Source organism: Paucilactobacillus salsurae (assembly GCF_054784995.1).
Map to the genome: position 1 here is coordinate 28,384 of NZ_BAAHWX010000006.1, position 22,246 is coordinate 50,629.

The following is a 22,246-nucleotide window of genomic DNA, read 5'->3' on the forward strand; positions in this document are numbered from 1 at the left end:
CTCAGAATCACAATTATCATTTTACCATATTAATTATTCAATTTCAGATGTGACTTCTCGTTGCATTAATCCTTCAATAGCAACCTTCACATCTTGATGCTCGTACAGCACTTGATAAATTGATTCTGTGATTGGCATTTTCACATTTCTTTGTTTGCCTAGTTCATAAGCGGCTTTTGTTGTGTAGACACCTTCAATGACCATGCCCATGTCTTCAATCACATCATCTAGTGACTTACCCTGACCCAATTGATCACCGGCACGCCAATTTCTTGAATTCACACTAGTAGCCGTCACAATCAAATCACCGACACCAGACAACCCAACGAAGGTAAATGGGTTAGCCCCAAAGGCTACCCCTAAGCGACGAATTTCAGCCAGACCACGAGTAATTAACGCAGCCTTGGCATTGTCATGGTAGCCGAGACCGTGGATAATTCCTGCCCCAATCGCAATAATATTTTTCAGTGCTGCACCAAATTCTGCACCAATCACATCATCGTTAGTATAAGCTCTGAAATAGTCATTACTAAACAAATCTTGTGCTTTTTTGGCAGCGTTCAAATCACTGCAGGCTGCAGTAACCAGCGTCAAATCGCGGCGGGCAACATCTTCAGCGTGACTAGGACCTGAAAGGACCACAATTGCACTACGATTAGCAGGTGCAATTTCTTCAGCCAACATTTCCGATGGCCGTTTATACGTATTTTGTTCGAGACCCTTAGTGGCATGAATAAGTAATGGTTTTTGGTTTAAGTCAGCTAACACCTGGCCTAACTTAGAACCCACTTCTCTGATGCCCTTAGTTGGAATAACCATCAAAACCGTAGTTGCGCCATCAACTGCCTGCTTTAAATCAGTGGTTGCTTTTAATTGATCTGAGTAAGTAAAGTTTTGCATATATTGCGGATTAACGTGTTGCGTATTTAACACATTTACTTGTTCTTCATTATGGGACCATAGGGTTACGTCATGACCATTTTCGGTCAGTAAATTAGCTAAGATACTACCCCATGAACCTGCACCTAGAACTGCAACTTTTTCTGCCATTGGAACCATTCTCCTTTAACATTTAGTGACGGTGATTTTATTTACTATAATACCATGGTAATGTTGTTTTTCTGCGTCTAAAAATAATAATGATAATTGAACCAAAGAATAAGACTAGTGATAGGAGCTGCGAAACACGAATCGTATTACCAATCATCAAACTATCCGTTCGCATTCCTTCGATAAAAAAGCGCCCTGCTGAATACCACATGACGTAAGCTAGAAAAACTTCTCCTCGTTTAAACAAGTGCGTTTTATGCCGTAAGGCAACTAATACAATGAAACCTAACACGTCCCAAACAGATTCATACAGATAAGTAGGAACCCGATAAGCCCCGTGGATATACATCTGATTGACAATAAAATTTGGTAAATGCAACCCAGTTAAAAATGCTTTGCTGGTCACATGGCCAAATGCTTCTTGATTCATGAAGTTACCCCATCGGCCAATTCCTTGGGCCAAAATAACGGTTGGCGCAACGACATCTAACATCTGCCATGGTGAAATCTGATAATACCGGCAAAAGACTAGTAACACAATTAATGCCCCTATTAAGGAACCATAGATGGCAATCCCACCATCCCAAATGGCAATAATTTCACTTGGATGCCTTGAGTAATACGGCCATTCAAAAATGACGTAATAGGCCCGCGCACTAATGAGTGCAACTGGTAATGCCCATAAAATATAATCATAGAAATAGTCAGATTTAACCCCGACCCGTTTTCCTTCAGCCACTGACAAAATAAGTGCCAAAATCACCCCAGAGGCAATAATCACACCATACCAATGCACTTGTAGTGGTCCTAGTCTTAAAGCAATTGGGTTTAAGGCCGCAACTGCAAGTTGAAAGTCATTCATTTAGCTATCTCTTTTCGAATTTTCTTGAATTAGTTTATTAAGATTATCATCAAACACTTTCGTAGCATCAAATCCCATTGTTTGTGCTCGATAATTCATTGCCGCTGATTCAATAATGATTGCCAGGTTACGACCAGTTTTCACTGGTACTGAAACCTTAGGCACAATCACATCTAGAATTGTTTGGCTATCGCCTTTATCGCCGAGACGATCGAATTGTGTATCGGGTGACCAAGAAGCCAGATGGACAATGAGGTCGACATCGTCTTCTTGCATCACTGCACCAGCACCATATAAGTTCATCACATCAATGATGCCGATGCCACGGATTTCCATTAAATGCTGCAAAATAGCTGGTGCAGAACCAACTAATGTTTGTTCATCTTGTGCATAGACTTCCACTCGATCATCGGCCACCAGGCGATGACCACGGCGGACTAATTCAAGCGCTGTTTCACTTTTACCGACACCAGAATCACCCGTGATTAAAACGCCGATGCCATTAATATCAACTAAGACACCGTGAATTGATTGCCGTTGAGCTAATCGACCACTCAGATAAAAAGTCATGTTACTAAGTACTCGTGATGACGTCAGGCGTGTCCCCAAAATCGGAATATGCGTTTCTTGCGCCGCTTGTTTCAATTCTTTTGGGACATCTAAGTTAGTTGAAACCACAAAAGCCGGTGTTTCCTTCGCACACATTTTGCGCATCACCATTAGTAATTCATCGTGGGTCATATTTTTGGTAAATGAAGTCTCAGTAATGCCCAACAATTGAACTCGCGCTGCTGGATAATATTTGAAATAACCAGTTAATTCCAGCCCCGGTCGCGAAATATCGCTCGTCGTAATTGGCCGATCTAAAAAGTCATCGCCCTGTAAGACTGTCAATCTTGTATTTTTGACCAAATCGGCCACTGTGACAATTTCTGCCAAAAAAATCTCCTCCTTAGAAATGTCTAATCACGACTCAAAAAGTGACTAGAAATGATGGTATTACATACTGAAATGATAATGGCCACAATTATTGACATTCCAAATGAGGAAAAATGAAATTCATTTGAACCGACAAAATATGACGTCATTTGTAGCATAAATGCATTTAAAACGACACTGAACAGACCCAACGTAACAATCGTAATGGGTAATGACAAAATAAATAAAATCGGTTTAATGAGTGCATTCAACACTGCTAAAACCAAACTAGCTACAAAAGCCACCCAAATACTAGAGACGTAAAACGCACCACTGTGTGAAAAGAATCCCGCTATCGCAATAAATAAAAGTGTATTAATTAAAATTCTTGTCCAAAATCCCACTATTGCAGTTACTCCTTAGTCTTTTTCATCTGTTTCATCAGCATCATGAACCACTTTACGTGATTGTGGCTTTTCTGGTTCTGATTGACCAGTGAATTTATTTAAATAGTCTTTTAAACTTGGTTGCTTTGGATCATCCGGCATAATTGCCATTAATAAAATGTAAACTAAAATGCCCGGAAAACTGCTGCTTAACACTGATAAAATAACAAAGCCAACTCGAATGTAGTTTGAATTGATACCAAAGTATTGGCCAAAGCCACCCATGACACCACCGATCATTTTATCGGTTGCTGATTTAGTTAATTTTTTTGTTTCTTTTGATCTCATAGTTTTCCACCCTATTCTGAACTAGTCTTATCATATCGTTTACGATTATTTAGCGCAAATTTAAAATAGTTTTTCAAACGATACGCCTATTTTACCATGTTTACCATAAAATTATAGTCCGTTTCAAAGATTGCAGATTGGCTTACAACTCTTTTAATGATTGATTAAAAAAAACACGCCTGCGCGTGTTTTAACTGTTATCAATAATTGGTCAATTAGTTTTGATCCGATAACTTTTCAGCTTCGTGATCAATGGTTGCAAATCCAGATTCCTTTTTTTGTGGTTGTGGATTTTTAGCACGTTGTTCTTCGGCCTGTTCGATCATTGCTTTTTTCTGTTGCTTACTAAGCTTTGCCATGTTCGATTCACCTCTTTACAAAGTACACCAAACCTGATCATTGTCTGATCATGTTTCACTGTTCATTATAGTGCTAATTTTGAAAAGTGACACAAATTTTGTTTAAGTTATGAGATATCGTTAGACTGTTTATTTTTGTTCTTCTTCATTCAATAACTTTTGTAGCGCTTCGGGATCTGATTTCCCCGGATTTAATTCCACAATTTTGCCAGAAACACCATACACAATTCCTTCAGCCAAATTGACAATGTGATCGCCTATGCGTTCCATCAAGCGATTGACATTCAAATAACCGGAATTGGCAGTAATTGTTTGTGGATCTTTTTTCATTTCACTCATAATTCGGTCGCGAATTAAAATGCTCTGCTTGTCCAAGATCAAATCTTGTTTTGCTACCTCACGCGCCAGCTTTTCGTTTCCGTTGACATAAGCATCTAGCACTTGCTCTAACATAGAGCGAACTGTCGCAGTCATTTCAGCAATTGCTTCTTCAATTTCCTTAACGCGCCGATTTCCCTTGACGCGAATTGTTTCTCTGGCAATGCCCACCGCGTGGTCACCCATTCGTTCCAGGTCAGTACTAGCTTTTAAAATCGTAATAATAATTCGAAAATCAGTCGCCACCGGTTGTTGCAAGGCAATCAAATTGAGCGCGCGTTTTTCTAATTGGATTTCTTCATCATTGGTACCATCATCTTCATCAATTACTTTATTTGCTAATTGTTTATCATGATCAATAAAGGCCTTCGTAGACTGATAGATTTGTTCACTCACATCAATTCCCATTTCCATGAAACGGCCTTGTAGTTTTTTTAGTTCATCGGCGAATAATTCGTGCATGGTTCATCCTCCTATCCAAACTTTCCATTTAAGTAATCATCTGTTTCCTGGCGACTTGGATTTAAAAATAGCTTACTGGTTTGATCGTATTCAATCAAGTGTCCATCTAACATAAAAGCTGTTTTATCCGAAATTCGTGATGCCTGCTGCATATTATGGGTCACCATAATAATCGTGTATTGTTTTTTTATTTCTGCCAACATTTCTTCAATTTTATCACTTGAGATGGGGTCCAACGCGCTGGTTGGTTCATCAAGCAAAATAACTTCTGGTGAAACGGCTAACACACGAGCAATACAGATTCGTTGTTGCTGGCCGCCTGAAAATGATAACGCACTTTTATGAAGTGAATCTTTAACTTCGTCCCAAATGGCTGCTTGTTTCAGACTAGTTTCTACGCGCTCGTCTAACACCTGCTTGTCTTTGATGCCGCTTAGTCGCAGACCATAAACAATATTTTCATAGACTGAAAACGGAAATGGATTTGGTTGTTGAAACACCATCCCCACCTTTTTTCGTAATGCGACAACATCCATGTTTGGCGCATAAATATCTTGGTCATTCAGGCGAATGCTTCCAGTAATGGTCACGTCAGTAATCAAATCATTCATACGATTTAAACACCGCAAATATGTCGATTTACCACATCCTGAAGGACCAATAAGTGCCGTAATTTGATTGCGCTCAAAATCAAGACCAACACCTTTTAAAGCCTCTTTTTTGCCATAATATAAATGGACATTTTCCGATGTAATAATTGCCGTCATACCCTGCACCTCCTTAGCCGAAGTTACCTGAAATATAATCCTCGGTTGCTTTAATTTTCGGTTGTGTAAAAATGGTTGCTGTTTGGTTAAATTCTAAGATGCGTCCCATGTGCATAAAGGCTGTATAATCACTGATTCGCGATGCTTGTTGCATGTTGTGGGTCACAATAATAATGGTGTAGTTTTGACTAAGTTGTTTCATTGTCTCTTCAATTTTGGCGGTTGAGATCGGATCTAAAGCACTAGCAGGTTCATCCATTAATAGAATATCCGGCTGCATGGCAATGGCGCGGGCGATACAAATTCGCTGTTGTTGCCCGCCTGACAATGAAAGAGCACTCTTATCAAGATTATCTTTAACTTCGTCCCAAATCGCCGCCTGCTTTAAACTCTCTTCTAAACGTCTCTCTAATTCGTGCTTATCACTAACACCATGTTGCTTAGGGGCGAATAGAATATTTTCACGAATCGATTTAGCAAATGGATTCGGGCGTTGAAAAACCATGCCGATTTGTTGGCGTAACTCATACACGTTGATTTGAGACGAGTTAATATCAAGATCACGATACATAATTTGGCCGTGAACGGTGGCAACTTTGTCATTCATACGGTTTAACGATCGTAAATAGGTCGACTTACCTGAACCAGATGCACCAATCAGTGCGGTAATTTTAAACCGCGGAAATTTCAAATTCGCATCAAACACGACTTGATGATCACCATACAATACCTGTAAATCGTTGGTTGATAGTGCTACTTCATCATGAATCTCTGTAATGAATTGATCATGAACATCGTAATTTTTCATTGACGAATCCCTTCTTTAACTTTCACTGGCAGTTAATTTTTTGTAAACTGCATTACCGACATAGCGAGCACCAAAGTTGAACAGTAAAATAATGATAATTAACACGGCCGATGCCCCACTAGAAATGATATTCGCATCGGGTGTAATGCCCTCCGTATTTAACTTCCAAATATGAACGGCTAATGTTTCTGCCGGTCGCATTGGATTTAAAAAGCTGATTGGGTCAAATAAATTAAAATTGGTGTAGCTAACCTGCGGCGCGCTTTGCCCGGCGGTGTATATCAAAGTGGCGGCCTCACCAAAAATGCGTCCTGAGCTTAAGATGATTCCTGTAATAATACTTGGAATCGCTGTCGGTAAAATCACTTTGGTCGTTGTCTTCCAATTAGATAACCCTAACGAAAGGCCTGCTTCTTGTTGCAGGTTTGGAACTGCTCGTAGTGATTCTTCAATGTTACGTGTTAACAGTGGCAAGTTGAAAAAGGTAAGTGCCACTGCCCCGGCTAAAATAGAAAAACCCAAATTGAACTTAATCACAAATAATAAATAACCAAACAGTCCAACAACAACAGATGGTAAAGAACTCAATACTTCAATTGTCGTGCGAATAATTTGCGTCATCACATTATCTGGTGCGTACTGAGCCAAATAAATTCCTGCTCCTAAAGCTAACGGAATGGAAATTAGTAACGTTAAAACGAGCAAGTACAAAGAGTTAAATAACTGATCGCGAATCCCGCCACCTTCACTGAAAGATTCAGAAACACCCGTTAAGAAATGCCATGAAATATGGGGGACCCCACTGGCGAGAATGAAGCCAATTAACGCCACCAGGATCAAAACTACGCTGGCAGTCAATACAATAATCACACCAGTTGCTAATTTGTCAGTTGATTTAGGATTCATATTGTCGTCTGCCTCGCTTTCCAATAAATCGAATGATTAAATTAAAGATTAATGACATGACTAACAAGATGAGTGCTAGTGACCAAAGTGCATTATTCGGCAACGTCCCCATTACCGTGTTGCCGATTTGCGTGGTTAATTGACTCGTTAAAGTGGCTGATGGTGATACTAAATTGTGCGGCATCATGACCGAATTACCAATCACCATTTGTACCGCTAGTGCTTCACCAAAAGCACGGGCCATTCCAAAAATGATGGCCGTTAAAATACCAGGTAGTGCAGCTTTTAAAATAATCCTGTGAATGGTTTGCCATCTGGTCGCACCTAAAGCAAGGGATGCTTGTCGATAATGCAGGGGTACCGCCCGAATGCTATCTAAACATAGCGAAGCAATGGTGGGTAATACCATCACGAATAAGACAAAGGTGGCTGACAAAATACCAAACCCACTACCGCCAAATAAATGACGCACGGCCGGAACAATTACTGTTAACCCAATAAACCCATACACAACTGATGGAATGCCGACCAGCAGCTCAATCACTGCTTGAATTAATTTAGTGCCTTTTTTAGGTGCAATTTCGCTCATAAAAAGGGCGATACCGATGGCAAACGGCGTTGCTAATAATGCAGCTAAAATGGTGACACCAAATGAAGTCACAATCATCGGTAACGCCCCGACCTGTTGGTTACCACTTGCATCCACCTTGCCAGGATTCCAATTTGACTCCGATAAAAACTTAAACACATTCACGTGATCATTAAAAAATGTTGCCAAACCTCGTGAGGTAATAAAGTATAAAATACTGACTACTAAGACGATAATAAGACCGATACATATTCTGGCAATCCAGTGACCAACAAATTCTTGCCGGGTTGCTTTAGACGGATTTAAGAGCCGTTTTTTAATGTCATCCATCAGAAAGTCCTCCTTATTTTGGTGTGACTACATTATGTTGATCTTTTTTAACCTGCATATCATGAATGCTGATGTAGCCCATTTTATTCACAACCTGTGTCTGAACTTTTTCAGATTGAATATAGTTTAAAAAGCGGGTCGTTGTTTGATTTGGCTGACCTAGTGTATACATATGCTCGTAGGACCAAAGCTGCCAACGATTAGTTGTGACATTTTGGGAGTTGGGTGTAACATGATCAATTTTTAAAGCCTTGATTTGGTTATTCACGTAAGAAAATGCCACATAACTAATCGCACCTGGCGTATTTGCCACAATTTTTTGGACCGTCCCGTTCGCTTCTTGTTCTTGAGATTTAATCGGTGTTTTTTTCTTTAAAACTGTATCTTCAAAAGTTTTTCTTGTACCACTACCTTGAGCACGATTAATGATTGTTATTTTGATGTTTTTACCACCAAGTTGTCGCCAATTAGTCAATTTACCGGTAAAAATTTGTTGTAACTGTGTCATGGAAACGTTAGTAACTCCAACATCTTTATTGACCACAGGCACAATTCCGACCACCGCAACTTGATGATCAACTAATTTATGCGCTTTAACACCATTTTGTTGTTCTGCAAAGACATCTGAATTACCAACTGTCACAGCACCTTCTTGAACTTGACTCAGTCCAGTGCCCGAACCACCGCCTTGAACGGTAATATTGACGTTTTGATGCGTATTTTGATAAGTTTGCGCTGCTTGTTCGACCAACGGCTGCAATGCTGTTGATCCAACTACAGTTACTTTTTTGATGGCTGATTTTGACTGACAAGCTGATAATCCAAACGTTAAGAGGCTTAAAATAGCAATTAGGGCAATTCCGGTCTTACGCTTCATCATCCATAGGCTCCTTTGTTAGTTGATAAGTTCACTATAAACGGAGTATGTAAATTCTAAATGGTCTTTATGTAAATTTTGTGTAAATTAATGTGAATAATGCAATTAGATATTTTATGTTTTCAGTGCAACTATGATAAAGTTAAAGTAGCTTCTATTCGGAAAACGAGGAGGTTTGCTTTTGTCTTTGCATATTTTGTTAATGACACACCAAATTCCTTTATTTATTCCCATTAACGCCCATGCCAACAATGAAGGCTGGTTCGTTGAAAACACAACTTCAGCCACAAGTGCCACTGAGACTTTAACTCAAAAAAAAGTGGCTGGTGTTATTTGGGATCTGGATTCAGCCAATTTGGCTGAATCCACCACCTTTATTACTCAGTTTCGTTCACAATTAACCGGCCCCATCATGCTGTTAACTGCTGATAAAAATAAAGTTGATATCGGTGCCTTATTTGATTTGCACATTGATGATTTCTTAACTGAACCGTTTAATTATCCGACCATTTTCGCCATTTTGAAACATCGTTTATGGCTGTATCAACAATTAAATCCGGCAATATCTGAAGATAAGACAACAAATGACACCTCAGTTGATAATACCGTCAGCTATGAAAATCTCAGCATTGATTTAAATCAGTACAAAGTTTATAAAAATAAACTGGATCTTGGCTTAACGGCTAAAGAGTTTCAATTACTTATTTATTTGATGAAACACCAAAATAATGTTCTGAGTCGCGAACAATTATTAGAAGGTGTGTGGGGATACGATATCATTGGCACCTCACGGATGGTTGATATTCACATTAGCCACTTACGTGATAAAATTGAGGATGATCCTAAACAGCCGCAACTGATTCAAACGGCACGCGGATTTGGTTATATTTTTAAAAATACAACGCCGATTGATCAAAAAATACTTAATTTCAAATAAAAAGTCCGTTACGTCATTTCACAGACATAACGGATTTTTTTAATTCGGATTTTTTAAACTGAGTTTCCATTGTAAATATGCGTCAATAAATGGATCTAAATCTCCATCCATGACTGCTTGACCATCATGAGATTCATGATTAGTTCGATGATCCTTAACCAACGTATATGGGTGAAAGACATACGATCTGATTTGGGAGCCCCAGCCAATATCTAGTTGTTCACCTTGAATTTCTGCACGCTTTTTAGCCTTCTTTTCTTCTTCCAATTGATACAATTTCGCTTTTAACATGCTCATGGCCGTTTGCCGATTTTGCAGTTGCGAACGTTGTGCTTGTGATGCAACAACAATTCCAGTTGGTAGATGTGTGATTCGGACCGCTGATGAGGTCTTATTAATGTGTTGACCACCAGCACCGCTGGAACGAAACACATCGATTCGCAAATCGTCAGGATTAATATCAACCTCTGTCGTGTCATCTAATTGGGGCATAACATTGACCGAAGCAAACGAAGTATGTCGCCGTCCAGCTGCATCAAACGGAGAAAGACGAACTAGCCGATGCACACCACGTTCAGAACGTAAATAACCATACGCATTATGCCCATTAATCATCAAAGTCACACTTTTAATGCCCGCTTCTTCGCCAACTTCATAATCTGCCGTTTCAACAGTAAACTCATGTTGCTGCGCCCAACGCGTATACATTCTGAGTAACATTGCACCCCAGTCTTGAGATTCTGTGCCACCAGCACCAGGATGAATTTCCAAAATGGCTCCGTTTGCATCATAAGGTTCATCTAGTAATTGATCCAATCTATAATGTTCTAACTGCGTTTGTAGCGTTTTTAAGTCTATTTCAAATTGGGCCAGCATTTGTGCATCGGACTCATCTTGTAGTAGTTCCAAAGTCACAATTAAATTATCCAATCCATCTTGTAACGTCAGAAAATTATCGCGTTTGTTTTTTAATAAATTGGTCGCTTCAATCACTGGCTGTGCACTATTTTGATCGTTCCAAAAGTCCGGTTCAGCCATACGTGCTTCATTTTCTGCAATGCGTTCATTCAACGCATCGAGGTCAAAGAGACCTCCCGAAGTTCGCAATTTCTTGTTGCATTTCTTCTATACTTTTTTTTGCATCTGTTAATTCCACAATATTTCCTCCAATGGTGCTTTTCAATAAAAAAGAAAGCGAGGAACAAGGATGTCCAAGGCTTTCTCTTTAAATTAACGAGTAACGTTTTGTCTGATTTCAGACTTCATAAATAATCTAGTTGATTCATATTCAATATCTGCAACCATTTCTTCAAACATATGGTATCCAGCAGTTTGATATTCAACAAGGGGATTTAATTGACCATACCCACGAAGTCCCACAGACTGACGGAATTGATCCATTGTATCAATGTGATCAGTCCAATGCGCATCAACTACACGCAATAGCACAACTTTTTCAAATTCCAACATTTGAGCTGGATCAAATAATTGTTTTTCTTTTTCTGCGTAGACATCTTTAGCAAGCCCAGTGAGTTTATTAATGATTTCTTCACGGCTTAAGCCCTTCAAATCATTTTCTGTGATGGTTTCTGGCTTGACCAAGACACCTGTTGCAAACTCAATGATGTCTTCTAATTCCCATTCAGATTCATTACCCATTGTATGGTTATCGACGCTGCGTTTGATCGTGCGTTCAATAATAGGCATGAGGACCCACTTCAAAGAATCAGTTTCCGTAATAATTTGTTGTCGTTCTTTATAGATGATCTCACGTTGTTCACGCATCACATCATCATACTGCAACACATTTTTACGGGAGTCGTAGTTATTACCTTCAACACGTTTTTGAGCTGATTCAACCTGACGAGATAGTAATCGACTCTTGATAACGGCATCTTCGTCATCAACTTTCATCCGATCCAAAAATGCTTTAATGCGATCACCACCGAAACGGCGCATTAAGTCATCTTCCAGTGATAAATAAAATTGTGACAAACCAGGATCTCCTTGACGACCAGAACGGCCACGAAGTTGGTTATCAATCCGTCGTGATTCATGTCGTTCAGTTCCAATAACGGCTAGACCACCGCGTTCGACCACGCCCGGTCCAAGTTTGATATCCGTTCCACGACCAGCCATGTTGGTGGCAATCGTGATGGCACCTTGTTGACCAGCATTTTTAACAATTTCAGCTTCACGTGCGTGGTTTTTCGCATTTAAAACCACATGTGGAATATTTTCTTGGTCTAAAAGGTCTGATAGGTATTCAGATGTTTCAACTGCCACAGTACCAACCAATACAGGTTGACCCTTTTCGTAAAGGCTCTTAATCCGTTTGGTAACTGCCGCAAACTTGCTTTTGAGCGTTGGATATAATAAGTCTGGTTCATCTAATCGCGCAACTGGGCGGTTAGTTGGCACACTTAAAGTTTCCATATTGTAAATTTCGCGGAATTCTTCTTGTTCTGTTTTAGCAGTACCAGTCATACCGGAAAGCTTGTTATACATTCTGAACAAGTTTTGATAAGTGATATTGGCCATTGTCTTGTTTTCTTCTTGAATTTCAACATGTTCTTTGGCTTCAATCGCTTGATGCAAACCGTCTGAGAAACGACGACCAGGCATTGTCCGTCCAGTAAATGAATCAACAATCAAAACTTCACCGTCTGAAACCACGTAATCTTTATCAAGTAACATGATGTAGTTAGCACGTAAAGCTTGGTCCAAATGGTGAGTTAACGCAGTGTTGTCTGTGTCATATAGATTATCTAGATTAAAATACTTTTCAGCTTTTTTAATTCCCTGATCAGTTAACGCCACAGTCTTTGATTCCAAGTCAATGGTGTAGTCGTCTTCTTCAGTCAACGTTTTGACAAATCGATCTGCTCGCTGATACAGCTTACTTGTTCCCGTTCCAGGACCAGAAATAATCAGTGGTGTTCTCGCTTCATCAATTAAAATTGAATCCACTTCATCGACAATCGCAAAGTTCAAGTCACGTTGAACTTGATCTTCTTTATAGACAGCCATGTTATCACGTAAGTAATCAAATCCAATTTCACCGTTTGTGGAATAAGTAATATCAGATGCGTAAGCTGCCCGCTTTTCATCAGGTGATTTTTCTGAACCATTGATACCAACGCTACAGCCTAACCAGTTATATAATTCACCCATTTCTGTTGCATCACGAGCCGACAAATATTCGTTAACTGTGACCACGTGGACACCCAGGCCACTAATGGCATTTAAATAAACCGGCATCGTGGCAGTTAATGTCTTACCTTCACCAGTTTTCATTTCTGCAATGTTTCCTTCATGCAGAATAATTCCACCCATAATTTGTACATGGAATGGATACAATCCTAAGACACGCTTTGCTCCTTCACGAGCTACCGCAAATGCTTCTGGTAATAATTGATCTAATGTTTCGCCTTGTTGATAACGTTGGCGAAATTCATCTGTTTTTGCTTTTAATTGTTCGTCTGTGAGATCCGCATATTCTTGCGCGTGGTCTTCAACTTTATCAGCTAATTTGCTGATTCGTCTCAGTTCGCCTTTATCACTTTCGACCATTTTTTTTAGTACATTAGCCATTCATAAACCCCTTCTGTATCCAAATACTGATTAATTTTTTAAAATTTAATTTTGATTAGAGTATCACGCTATATTCTATCATTATTTACATATAATTAAAACAATTGAACTAAGATTCACCCAATTAACTATTTTCTTAAACAACAAATCACATAAAAGCTGCGATAAACCAACAGTTTACCGCAGCTTTTATTTAGATTAAATTACTGTTACTACTTAATCACCATTGGCCTCAATCAGTCCATAGCGACCGTCATTTCTCCGGTAAACAATACTTGTACCGTTTGTTTCAGCGTCTTCAAAAACAAAGAAGTCATGTCCTAACATGTCCATTTGTAAAATTGCTTCCTCATTATCCATTGGTTTCAAAGAAACTTGCTTTGTCCGCACAATGTTTAAATCAATGCTATCTTCTTCATCTTTTGGCGTTTCACTTGGAACAAACTCCAGATTTTTGTATCCTTTTTCACGAGATTTTCGGTTGACTTTAGTCTTGTATTTACGAATTTGACGTTCGAGTTTATCAGTTACCAAGTCAGCACTCCCATACATATCTTGTGATGTTTCTTCAGCTCTTAATGTTAAGTATGGTAATGGAATCGTGACTTCCACCTTGAAAGTCTTATTGGAATAAACTTTCAAATTCACATGGGCAGTTGCTTCCACGTTATTGTCGAAATATTTTTCTAATTTACTAATTCGTTTTGTCACATATTCCCGAATTGCTGGTGTAACCTCAACATTTTCACCACGAATATTAAACTTAAGCATAGAAAATCTCTCCCTTCAGTACAAGCAATACTTGTTCTGATATCAGAAGGACCACTCTTCTCATATCCTTACTTATATTATAGATGAGTCCAGACCGTTACACAATTGAAATGGTAACGTTTTTATAAAAAAATAATCAACGCGCCAATGTCACGCTAGTCACCGATTGTGGCTGGTATCGTTTGACTAACTGTGCCGCATGATACAAAGTTCGTCCTGTTGTGTAGACATCATCAACTAATAACACATGTTGATTAGTTAGCTTGTCACAATTGCCGGATACTATTTCAAAAGGTTGTATCATGTTTAACCTCTCTCGTCTTGTTTTTAATGACTGAGTTTCTTTACTTTCAGACTTATGTTTTAATACCGTTTCATCATAAAAATTAGTCTTTAAAAAACCTATAACTTGGTTAAAGCCTCGTGTGTCCATGGTATGGTGAGTTATTGGAATAGGAATAATAATATCTGCTCCTATGCTAGTCACAAACTGGTTAAATATATCCTGAAAAACAACTCTTAACTGATAATCACCTTGAAATTTATATTTTTGCATGTAGTCGCTAAATGCATCATTGTATTCAAAGAGTGCCCTATTATTTACTAGATACCCATAGCGTTTTTGCCATTTCTGACAATCTAAACAAATACTAGTATCATTTTGACTGTTCCCGCAACCAGGACAGATTGATGGCCCGATTTTTTTAAATGTTTGCCAACACGTTTGGCAAACCAACGGTTCTTCAATTGGGCCCAACCACAGTACTTGCTTTAAAGATAATTTAAAGTTAATTACCTTTTGACACAACACACACTGATTCATTGCAGTGCCTTGCCTTTTCGATTGACAAATTTAATTTGCTGACACGCTGCACGTACGTTGCGGGTATAGCAGCTCACCCAAAACAAAACATCCCCCGTCGGTCGCTTTGCTGATCTTCCGGCACGCCCTGCAATTTGAACTAACGCCGCACTTGAAAAAACGGAATCATCAGCGCCCAGCACCAATACATCGATTTCTGGAAACGTAACCCCTCGTTCCAAAATCGACGTCGTTACCAAAAATTGAATTTTTTGATCACGCATAGTTTGTACCTTCTCTAATCGCTGCGGATCGGCTGCATGAACGGTCATAAAGATGGTATCAGAAACTATTTTTTTAAGAGCTGCAGCAATATGTGGTAAATCTGCAACGTGAGGAACAAACAGTAGGAATCGTCTCTTTTTGTTGATTCGATTTTTGATTGCTAAAACAAGTGATTGTGGTAACCGTTGCTGTTTTAATTGTGTGCGCCATTTGACCGCCATTTTGAGCTGAATCGTTGGTAATAAGTGGCCATGATATCTTAACGGCAAATAGGTGATTGCTAATTTCTTTGTTCTGGTCTGTGCTAATAATTCTTTACTAGGTGTAGCTGTTAAATATAAGCAGCCACCTGTTTTTTTGACAGCTTGATCAGCCGCAAATAAAAGTTGCTGATTTGCGGCAAACGGAAATGCATCCACCTCGTCAATAATTAAGTTATCAAAGGCGTGAAAAAAGCGCAGTAATTGATGCGTCGTACAGATGGTTAGCTGTGCGTAAAAATATGGCTGCTTTTGGCGACCATGTAATAAGCAAATTTCATGATGCTGAAAAGCAGCTTGCAGTCTTGGGTAAAGTTCTAAACAAACATCCACTCGTGGTGAAGCAATGGCGACACGTTCACCCCGTTGCAAAGCTTGGCTAATTGCTTGAAAGAGCATTTCGGTTTTCCCAGCACCTGTCACTGCCCACAGCAAATGGCGTTCATGCTTTGCTAACGCCTGACAAATTTCTGTCGAGCATCGTTCTTGCAACATGGATAATTGTCCTTGCCACGTGAGCGAATTTTTTATTTCAGAAAATTGATTTGGCTCCGGTAAATACCAAAACTGCTCTAAGGTGCTGACTCGACCTAAATTAAGACATTGATCACAATAGTAATGTACTGCTGGTAGCGCAACTCTTTGTTTAGGTAGTTTGGAGTTACAACGATGACAAATCACATAATCTTTTTTGACCGTCATGGTTGGCAAGCGTTGTAAATTTGGTAAAATTTCGTTATCGTTAACTTCAGTAGTGAGTAATCTTCTGCCGTACATATTTTCAACTTTAATAAAATCACCCTCCAAAACTTAAATACGACAAAATAACAATTTTCTTCAAAAAGGATTTATTCAAATGACTAAACCATCTTTAACAATTGCACATGATCATCAATCTGAATTAATTATTAAAAAATCACGATTTATTTGTTCCGTATTTCGCATTGAAAATGAAGAAATGGCCAAAGACTTCATTTCGGTGACCAAAAAAGAACATCGCAAAGCCAACCATAATTGTTTTGCATACGTTCTAGGCGATCAGGACCATATTCAACGACAGAGCGATGATGGCGAACCAAGTGGCACAGCTGGTGTTCCGATTCTTGAATCGCTACAACTGACAGAAGTGCATAACGTTTTGGCAATTGTGACGCGTTATTTTGGCGGTATTAAGTTAGGTGCAGGAGGATTAATTCGTGCGTATAGCAATGCAACCACACAAGCTATTCATGAGGCTGGATTAGTTCAAAAGGTCCTTCAAGCTAGTTTAGCCATCGAATTTGCCTATCAAAATCACGATACATTGACCTATTTTTTACAGCAACAACACTTAGAAATTGTTGATGAACAATATGGTGTGGACGTTACTGTTACCATCTTTATTGATGAGAAAAATGTTGACGCCATGAAGCAGAAAATTGTTGATTTGCTGCACAATCAAGTGTCCTTTGCGCTTGGTGAACCTCGATATCATGAAATTCCTTTTCTCGGTTAGCCCAAAAAAGGCATTATCACAAAATTTGTGATAATGCCTTTTTTACGTTAATTCCCAGAAAATAATCAGTGTTTTTTGCACACTATTCTTTTAAATGATAATTATAGGTTGAAACGATAATATTCTCACGTGAATTTAGCACCGTTCTCAATCGTAGACTAGTTTGGTTATGCAATGCACGTTGCCATGGATGACGCGGTACAAATTGCGGCACTAGTACAGTCGTTGAATAATTTCTAGCGGCTGCTCGTTTAGCAATCACATCCACAAATCGTAAGGTTGGTGTTGCAATTGAACGATATGATGAGTGAATATCGACGAATCGCACATCAGGAAACTCTGCTTTGAATTCATTAGCAGTCTTATGTTCCTTGCCCGGATTCTCATCAAAAGAAACGTGCATTGCAATCACGTAGTCCCCAATTGAACGGGCGTAGTTAATCGCTCCTGCGGTCACTCTCGTCACATTGCTGACCAACACAATCACTGTAGCGCCATCAAAGTCTTTGATTTGGACTTGTGTTTTACCAGCCACGCGTAATTGTTTGGCAACTTTCTTATAATGCTCACGAATTTTATGGAACAACATCAGTAACAGCGGCATAATAATTAAATATGGCCATACCTTATCAAAATGTTGCCAGAACAAGAAAATCACTAAACTAAATGAGATCAATGTACCCACTAAGTTGATCAGTGATTTACCTAACCAAAAACCTTCACGAACTCTAAACCAGTGAATGATCATCCCTGATTGTGACAAAGTAAATGGCACAAACACACCAACAGCATAGAGCGGAATCAAAGCATTGGTTTGACCATGGAAAATGAAAATTAAGACAACCGCACCAATGGCTAGCATGATAATGCCGTTAGAATAACCAAGACGGTCACCACGGTCCATAAATGCATGTGGCATGAACTTATCCTTTGCTAAGTTAAAAGCTAAGATTGGAAAAGCTGAGAATCCAGTATTCGCAGCAACCGCTAAAATCATAGCTGTTGAAAGTTGGAGTAAGTAATAACCAATACCATGTCCTCCAAAAACTGATGCCCCAATTTGTGACAAAACAGTGGCATGCGTTGATGGAATAGTACCCAGATAGTAACTCAGGAACGTAACACCTGTTAAGAAGAATGCCAAAATCAAACACATAATTGCTAATGTATTCGCGGCGTTACGTGAACGCGGTTTATTAAAGTTTGGCACGGCGTTACTAATCGCTTCCACACCAGTTAGTGAAGATGAACCCGCAGAAAAGGCCCGAATAAAAAGTACCGCAGACATGCCTGGTACATAACTCCCAATTGCAGAAGTCGCATGGTACTCAATGTGACCAGTCGAGATATTAAAAATACCCCAGATAATCATAATTGTGAGCATGACAACGAAGAAATACACTGGGATCGTTAATAAATTAGCACTTTCGCTCATACCACGTAAATTCATTGCCATAATTAAAAAGACAATGATGACCGCAATTCCAACTGAATATGGATACAGTGCTGGAATTGCGGAAGTAATTGCTTCAGTCCCGGCAGTCGTTGATACGGCCACCGTTAACATGTAGTCAACCAATAACGATCCACCGGCAACTAAGCCACCTTCTTGGCCCCAGTTAGTGCTGGCAACAACATATGCTCCACCACCACTAGGATAGGCATGAATAATTTGACGATATGATAGCGTAATCGCTAGCAGTAAAATTAAAACAATGCCAACAATGGGTAATGAATACCACAGTGCCGCGGCAGATAATGTCAGTAAAACCGTTGTAATTTGTTCGGTACCATATGCTACTGATGATAGGGCATCTGAAGATAGCAACGCCAACGCTTTAAACTTAGTTAAATGTTGATTGCCTTCATCGAGTGTTTTTAATGGTTTACCAATTAATAAGCGCTTCAAATAACGCCACATGATAATCTCTCCTCATTGTCAATAAAAATTGAACAAAAGCAATTGTACTACACGAAATTTCACAATACTACCAAAATTCCGGAAATTCTTGGAATTCTTATTATAGACATCTATTACTCTAACACAACTAATCAGACTTCGCCTTGTCTTTTAAAACAAAAAAAGATTGCGGCATTAACGTCGCAATCTTTTATTATTTAATTTACTGAGCTTACATCATACCGCCCATACCACCTGCTGGAGCAGCAGGTGCTGGTGCTGGATTATCTTCAGGCTTGTCAGCAACAACAGCTTCAGTCGTTAACAACAAGGCAGAAACTGAAGCAGCATTTTGTAATGCTGAACGGGTAACTTTGGTTGGATCAACAATTCCAGCAGCAACCATATCTTCAAATTCATTTGTTGCAGCATTGTAACCGACGCCAGGCTTTTCACCCTTTAAGTGTTCAACAATCACTGAGCCTTCAAGACCAGCATTTTCAGCAATTTGACGAACTGGTTCTTCCAATGCACGTTGCACAATCTTAACACCAGTAGCTTCGTCGCCATCTGCTTTCACAGCAGCAACGGCATCAATGGCATTAACAAGGGCTGTACCACCACCAGAAACAAATCCTTCTTCAACGGCAGCACGGGTTGCATTCAAAGCATCTTCAATACGATATTTCTTTTCTTTCAATTCAGTTTCTGTTGCGGCACCAACACGGACAACAGCAACACCACCAGCTAATTTAGCCAAGCGTTCTTGAAGTTTTTCTTTGTCAAAGTCTGAAGTTGTTTCAGCAATTTGACCCTTCAATAGGTCAACACGTTCTTGAATTTGTTCTTTGGCGCCAGCGCCTTCAACAACGGTTGTGTTTTCTTTAGTAACCGTGACTTTATTAGCTTGACCTAATTGATCAATCGTTGCATCTTTCAAGTTCAAACCAAGATCGTCAGTAATCACTGTACCACCAGTTAAAATAGCGATATCTTCAAGTTGTGCCTTACGACGGTCACCGAAACCAGGGGCCTTAACAGCAACAACATTGAAGGTTCCACGCATCTTGTTCAAAACAAGGGTTGGTAAAGCTTCGCCAGTAATATCATCAGCAATGATTAATAGTGAACGGCTTTGTTCAACAACTGATTGTAACAATGGTAAAATGTCTTGAATGTTGCTGATCTTCTTGTCTGTGATTAAGATATATGGATTGTCGAGATCGGCTTCCATCTTATCGTTGTCAGTGACCATGTATTGTGACATATAGCCACGATCAAATTGCATTCCTTCAACAACGTCCAAGGTTGTATCAACACCACGAGATTCTTCAATGGTGATGACACCGTCGTTACCAACTTTTTCCATTGCATCAGCAATTAAATTACCGACTTCTGGGTTAGCAGCTGAAATTGAAGCAATCTGGGCAATGTCATCCTTAGTCTTAACTTCGTGAGACATCTTGTGTAATTCATCAACTGCAGCTTTAGTAGCTAATTCAATTCCGCGACGAATACCAACTGGGTTAGCACCAGCAGTCACGTTCTTCATACCTTCATTGACAATTGCTTGCGTCAATACAGTAGCAGTCGTTGTTCCATCACCGGCAATATCGTTAGTTTTTGAAGCAACTTCTGAAACCAACTTAGCACCCATGTTTTCAAAGTGATCTTCCAAATCAATTGCCTTGGCAATTGTCACACCATCATTTGTAATGGTTGGTGAGCCATACGATTGTTCCAACACAACGTTACGACCCTTTGGTCCAATTGTTGTTTTAACTGTATTTGCTAGTTTGTCGACACCTTTAAGCATTTTTGTGCGGGCGTCTTCAGAAAATTTTAATTCCTTTGCCATAATTTCAATTCACCTCATAAAAAATTGTTTGATTATTTAAAATCGATTATTCCCTAGTCAACGATTGCGACAATATCTTTTTCATGAACAACTAGATATTTTTCGCCTTCATATTCAACTTCGTTACCTGCATATTTATCAAACAATACACGGTCGCCTTCTTTAACTGAAGGAGCAAGCTTATCACCGTTATCAAGTGTCTTTCCGGCACCAACGGCAATGACCTTTCCAGTAGTTGGCTTTTCTTGGGCATTTGATGCCAATACAATGCCACCAACTGTTTTTTCTTCTTCTTGTTCAGCTTGTAGAACAACGCGATCTCCTAATGGTTTTAACACGTTTATCCCTCCATCAATTTAAAAATATTATTTTTAGCACTCGACATACTCAAGTGCTAATCACAAAATCTACTATAACATTTTCTGACTCAATTGCAAGAATTACGAACACATTTTTCAAATCATAAATCATGACAAAATAAAAAAGCCTTACCACCTGGTACGACTCTGTTTAGAAACTATTCTTCTGGTTCATTATTGTTTGTATAATGATCAATAAAATAGATTAATGTTTGTAATTCATTTGTTAGATCAACGTTTTGAACACGCAACGTTTTTGGAACAGACAAACGTAATGGTGTAAAGTTCAAAATACCATGGACACCAATTTGAGCTAATTTATCGGTCACTCCTTGAGCTGTGCTTTCTGGTACAGTTAAAATGACAACATCAATTTGTTGTTCTTGGAGTTGTTCACTCATTTCATCCATCGCATAAACGGGTACACCACTTTGAACAGTATTGATAATATTTTCATTCACATCAAAAGCTGCGCTGATACGTACGTTGCTATTTTGGTGGAAATTAAAGTTTAATAACGCGTGTCCCAAATTACCAACACCAATTAAAGCAACATTAGTCAATTTATCTTGATTCAAAATTTCTTTGAAAAAGTTCAATAAATCTTCAACATCGTACCCATATCCGCGCTTTCCGAGTTCGCCAAAATACGAAAAATCGCGTCTGATTGTGGCAGAGTCAACCTGCACTGCTTCAGAGAGCTCTGTTGAAGAAACACGGCGTTTATTTGCATCCAATAAAATATTTAAATAGCGATAGTAAATTGGAAGTCGCTTGGCTGTTGCCCGAGGAATCTTTCGGTTCACCATGATACTTCCCTCCTTAAATGACTTGATTGTGAAATTCACGTTACTTAATATTCTAGCATAACTTCTCAATTTGTGAAACTTTTTGCAAATAATTTATTTATTTTTTGTGAGTCGAAGCTTGATCAAGACTTATGAT

General features: G+C 39.1%; 23 protein-coding genes. 2 read left to right on the forward strand and 21 right to left on the reverse strand.

Annotation, left to right across the window (positions count from 1 at the left end):
- Positions 1 to 33: 33 nt before the first annotated feature.
- From ACYVQZ_RS06505 to ACYVQZ_RS06560, 12 genes are all read right to left on the reverse strand, one after another.
- Positions 34 to 1,050 (reverse strand): NAD(P)H-dependent glycerol-3-phosphate dehydrogenase, encoded by a 1,017-nt coding sequence (locus ACYVQZ_RS06505; protein WP_461240598.1) that lies wholly within the window; start codon positions 1,048 to 1,050, stop codon positions 34 to 36.
- 37 nt (positions 1,051 to 1,087) lie between these two features.
- A complete protein-coding gene (gene lgt, locus ACYVQZ_RS06510) occupies positions 1,088 to 1,912 on the reverse strand; it encodes a prolipoprotein diacylglyceryl transferase (protein ID WP_461240599.1) in 825 nt (274 codons plus the stop codon).
- The gene (gene hprK / locus ACYVQZ_RS06515; RefSeq protein ID WP_461240600.1) at positions 1,913 to 2,851 is read right to left on the reverse strand and encodes an HPr(Ser) kinase/phosphatase; all 939 of its coding nucleotides are present in this window, start codon (positions 2,849 to 2,851) and stop codon (positions 1,913 to 1,915) included.
- 23 nt (positions 2,852 to 2,874) lie between these two features.
- Entirely contained in the window at positions 2,875 to 3,234 is a 360-nt protein-coding gene (locus tag ACYVQZ_RS06520) for a phage holin family protein (RefSeq protein WP_461240601.1), read from the reverse strand.
- Positions 3,235 to 3,249: 15 nt separating this feature from the next.
- Positions 3,250 to 3,564 carry a PspC domain-containing protein gene (locus tag ACYVQZ_RS06525; protein ID WP_461240602.1) on the reverse strand — a complete coding sequence of 105 codons (315 nt, stop codon included), beginning with the start codon at positions 3,562 to 3,564 and terminating at the stop codon, positions 3,250 to 3,252.
- Positions 3,565 to 3,779: 215 nt separating this feature from the next.
- Positions 3,780 to 3,923, reverse strand: coding sequence for a hypothetical protein (locus ACYVQZ_RS06530; RefSeq protein WP_461240603.1), 144 nt, complete (start codon positions 3,921 to 3,923; stop codon positions 3,780 to 3,782).
- A 129-nt stretch (positions 3,924 to 4,052) separates the two neighbouring features.
- The gene (gene phoU / locus ACYVQZ_RS06535) at positions 4,053 to 4,763 is read right to left on the reverse strand and encodes a phosphate signaling complex protein PhoU (protein WP_461240604.1); all 711 of its coding nucleotides are present in this window, start codon (positions 4,761 to 4,763) and stop codon (positions 4,053 to 4,055) included.
- A gap of 11 nt (positions 4,764 to 4,774) precedes the next feature.
- A complete protein-coding gene (pstB, locus tag ACYVQZ_RS06540; RefSeq protein ID WP_461240605.1) occupies positions 4,775 to 5,530 on the reverse strand; it encodes a phosphate ABC transporter ATP-binding protein PstB in 756 nt (251 codons plus the stop codon).
- 13 nt (positions 5,531 to 5,543) lie between these two features.
- On the reverse strand, positions 5,544 to 6,338 hold the full coding sequence (gene pstB / locus ACYVQZ_RS06545; protein ID WP_461240606.1) for a phosphate ABC transporter ATP-binding protein PstB: 795 nt from the start codon (positions 6,336 to 6,338) through the stop codon (positions 5,544 to 5,546).
- A 15-nt stretch (positions 6,339 to 6,353) separates the two neighbouring features.
- Positions 6,354 to 7,244, reverse strand: a complete 891-nt coding sequence (pstA, locus tag ACYVQZ_RS06550; RefSeq protein ID WP_461240607.1) for a phosphate ABC transporter permease PstA — start codon at positions 7,242 to 7,244, stop codon at positions 6,354 to 6,356.
- Positions 7,234 to 8,163, reverse strand: coding sequence for a phosphate ABC transporter permease subunit PstC (gene pstC, locus ACYVQZ_RS06555; RefSeq protein WP_461240608.1), 930 nt, complete (start codon positions 8,161 to 8,163; stop codon positions 7,234 to 7,236). The genes pstA and pstC overlap by 11 nt, the downstream gene beginning before the upstream one ends.
- Positions 8,164 to 8,176: 13 nt before the next feature.
- Positions 8,177 to 9,040: a phosphate ABC transporter substrate-binding protein gene (locus ACYVQZ_RS06560; RefSeq protein ID WP_461240671.1), complete on the reverse strand. Its 864-nt coding sequence runs from the start codon at positions 9,038 to 9,040 to the stop codon at positions 8,177 to 8,179.
- Positions 9,041 to 9,221: 181 nt separating this feature from the next.
- Here ACYVQZ_RS06560 and ACYVQZ_RS06565 point away from each other — a divergent pair, with 181 nt between their 5' ends.
- Complete coding sequence (locus ACYVQZ_RS06565) at positions 9,222 to 9,977, forward strand: winged helix-turn-helix domain-containing protein (RefSeq protein ID WP_461240609.1); 756 nt, start codon at positions 9,222 to 9,224, stop codon at positions 9,975 to 9,977.
- 39 nt (positions 9,978 to 10,016) lie between these two features.
- On the opposite strand, the gene prfB is transcribed toward ACYVQZ_RS06565, so the two are convergent.
- The 5 genes from prfB to ACYVQZ_RS06590 form a co-directional block, all read right to left on the reverse strand.
- Positions 10,017 to 11,133, reverse strand: a protein-coding gene (prfB, locus tag ACYVQZ_RS06570) for a peptide chain release factor 2 (RefSeq protein ID WP_461240610.1) whose coding sequence is annotated in 2 segments (ribosomal slippage) — positions 10,017 to 11,060 and positions 11,062 to 11,133 — 1,116 coding nt in all. Because the reading frame shifts where the segments join, the coding sequence is not laid out codon by codon here.
- A 74-nt stretch (positions 11,134 to 11,207) separates the two neighbouring features.
- Positions 11,208 to 13,571 carry a preprotein translocase subunit SecA gene (gene secA, locus ACYVQZ_RS06575; RefSeq protein WP_461240611.1) on the reverse strand — a complete coding sequence of 788 codons (2,364 nt, stop codon included), beginning with the start codon at positions 13,569 to 13,571 and terminating at the stop codon, positions 11,208 to 11,210.
- A gap of 216 nt (positions 13,572 to 13,787) precedes the next feature.
- Entirely contained in the window at positions 13,788 to 14,342 is a 555-nt protein-coding gene (gene hpf / locus ACYVQZ_RS06580; RefSeq protein ID WP_461240612.1) for a ribosome hibernation-promoting factor, HPF/YfiA family, read from the reverse strand.
- Positions 14,343 to 14,478: 136 nt separating this feature from the next.
- Positions 14,479 to 15,099, reverse strand: coding sequence for a ComF family protein (locus ACYVQZ_RS06585; RefSeq protein WP_461240613.1), 621 nt, complete (start codon positions 15,097 to 15,099; stop codon positions 14,479 to 14,481).
- Between the two features lie 62 nt (positions 15,100 to 15,161).
- Complete coding sequence (locus tag ACYVQZ_RS06590) at positions 15,162 to 16,481, reverse strand: ATP-dependent helicase ComFA (RefSeq protein WP_461240672.1); 1,320 nt, start codon at positions 16,479 to 16,481, stop codon at positions 15,162 to 15,164.
- A 64-nt stretch (positions 16,482 to 16,545) separates the two neighbouring features.
- Here ACYVQZ_RS06590 and ACYVQZ_RS06595 point away from each other — a divergent pair, with 64 nt between their 5' ends.
- A complete protein-coding gene (locus tag ACYVQZ_RS06595) occupies positions 16,546 to 17,184 on the forward strand; it encodes a YigZ family protein (protein WP_461240614.1) in 639 nt (212 codons plus the stop codon).
- 82 nt (positions 17,185 to 17,266) lie between these two features.
- On the opposite strand, the gene ACYVQZ_RS06600 is transcribed toward ACYVQZ_RS06595, so the two are convergent.
- From ACYVQZ_RS06600 to ACYVQZ_RS06615, 4 genes are all read right to left on the reverse strand, one after another.
- The gene (locus tag ACYVQZ_RS06600) at positions 17,267 to 19,105 is read right to left on the reverse strand and encodes an APC family permease (protein ID WP_461240615.1); all 1,839 of its coding nucleotides are present in this window, start codon (positions 19,103 to 19,105) and stop codon (positions 17,267 to 17,269) included.
- A 211-nt stretch (positions 19,106 to 19,316) separates the two neighbouring features.
- Positions 19,317 to 20,942 carry a chaperonin GroEL gene (groL, locus tag ACYVQZ_RS06605; protein ID WP_461240616.1) on the reverse strand — a complete coding sequence of 542 codons (1,626 nt, stop codon included), beginning with the start codon at positions 20,940 to 20,942 and terminating at the stop codon, positions 19,317 to 19,319.
- 53 nt (positions 20,943 to 20,995) lie between these two features.
- Positions 20,996 to 21,280 (reverse strand): co-chaperone GroES, encoded by a 285-nt coding sequence (gene groES, locus ACYVQZ_RS06610; protein WP_461240617.1) that lies wholly within the window; start codon positions 21,278 to 21,280, stop codon positions 20,996 to 20,998.
- A gap of 179 nt (positions 21,281 to 21,459) precedes the next feature.
- Positions 21,460 to 22,110 (reverse strand): redox-sensing transcriptional repressor Rex, encoded by a 651-nt coding sequence (locus tag ACYVQZ_RS06615; RefSeq protein ID WP_461240618.1) that lies wholly within the window; start codon positions 22,108 to 22,110, stop codon positions 21,460 to 21,462.
- Positions 22,111 to 22,246 lie beyond the last annotated feature (136 nt).